Source organism: Mesorhizobium sp. M7A.F.Ca.CA.004.06.1.1, assembly GCF_003999135.1.
In the GTDB taxonomy this organism is placed as follows: Bacteria; Pseudomonadota; Alphaproteobacteria; order Rhizobiales; family Rhizobiaceae; genus Mesorhizobium.
In genome coordinates this window covers 1-1,491 of record NZ_RZPQ01001074.1, presented here as the reverse complement: position 1 = coordinate 1,491, position 1,491 = coordinate 1, and the positions used below count along the sequence as shown (strand labels likewise).

1 protein-coding gene is annotated in these 1,491 nt (G+C 66.0%); it reads right to left on the bottom strand.

Features of this window, described 5'->3' with window-relative positions:
- Positions 1-87 precede the first annotated feature (87 nt).
- Positions 88-1,410, bottom strand: a complete 1,323-nt coding sequence (locus tag EN906_RS33940) for a Coenzyme F420 hydrogenase/dehydrogenase, beta subunit C-terminal domain (protein ID WP_127269644.1) — start codon at positions 1,408-1,410, stop codon at positions 88-90.
- Between the last annotated feature and the right edge of the window lie 81 nt (positions 1,411-1,491).

Genomic DNA, 1,491 nt, shown 5'->3' with positions numbered 1-1,491 from the left:
CCTTTGCGGAGTGGGATATCTCGAAGGCCGCACCGGCACCGGCCATGCCGCCGCCGATAATGATGACGTCCGTTTCCTCGGCGGCATTCATCTCAACCCATCCTTCAACATGATTGCCCGGCCTTCGCGCGGCACGGCAGGCGGCTCACCCAGGCGTCCGCGCCGCGCGCGGTCGCGAGCGCCGCGCCCCTCGGCCAGATTCTCCGCCAGCGAATTCTGCGCGGCGCAATCTGCAAGGGCGAGATCGGTGACAAAAGGCACCGGCCTGCCGGCGATCGCCATGCCTTTCAGCCGCGCCCAGACGGCGCGCCGCTTGCGCACCTGGTGCGACTGCAACTCGCTGATTTCGGCAATGCCGGTCTCGCGCTTGATCTCCAGAGCGCCGGCGTCGACGGCCGCATCGAACAGTTCGAGGCCGCGCCCGGTACGCACGATGATGCTGTTGAGCAGCTCATCCTCGACCGCCGGCCCACCATTCAGCCAGGCGTCATGAACCGCGATATCCGCCACCTGGCCGATCGCGTCCGGACAGATCTTGCAGCGCGGCTGGGTCATCCATTTGTCCTCGTCCTCCCACAACTGCCGATAGGTGAGTTCGAAGGCGCGGCCGTCCCTGGTTTCGATCCGGTTGAGGCCGGGATTGCCATGGCCGCGATAGCGAAAAAGCGTGAGCTCGTCCTCGCAGAGGCCGAAACGCCGCAACACCTGTTCCGATTTCGAAAGGTCCGATGCGCCGCCGCAAACGAAGGCCAGGGCATAGCGCATATATCGGTCGACGCGCGGATCGAGCCGCGCCAAATTGCGCACGGCGGTGATATCGCAAGGCTTGGCGATCAGCGCGAAGGGCTGGCCGCGATCAAGGATGTCGTCGAAATCCACCAGCGTCGCCGTGGGGCCGTAGCGCGAGCCGGCGCCCTCGATCATCGAAACGGCATCGAAGCTCAGGCGCCGCTCATTGCGCATCGGCTGTAAGCGTGATGCGGCGACATGCAGCACGAACTTGACGCGTCCCGAGCTCAGCAGAAATTGCCCAAGCGCCGTCAGCACACCGCCTCCCGATCCGACAAACCGCACCGTGGGATCTCCCGCGCGTCCGAGCACAAGCCGTTCGGCGGGGCCCCAGACGGTGTCCGTCAACGCTGCATTGCTCGCCTGCGCCGGCGGTGGACCGGCGATGCGCGTTCCCGGGCAGACTGCGTTGACCCGCGTCAGCGTCGACCTGACCAACACCTGCATCGCCACCGGCCGCTCGCGCCCTTCCGGCGTCATCGCCATCTCGACCTTGCCGGGACCGGCGATCGAACGGCAGAGCCCGCAACCGATGCAGAGACCGTTTTCCACGATCTCGCCGAGCGACAGCGGCTCGGTCGCGCGCGGCGCCGTGTCCTGGCTGGTTTCGCTGGGGGCCATCAAGTTTCGATCTCAGGCCGGTTCGGAAATGCGCCGGTACTGGTCGGGGCGGCGATAGAGCGCGAAGTTGAAATTCACTTT

Bases quoted from the DNA above. Each gene is read 5' to 3' on its own strand.
- EN906_RS33940 (WP_127269644.1), bottom strand. From the start codon at position 1,410: ATGGCCCCCAGCGAAACCAGCCAGGACACGGCGCCGCGCGCGACCGAG.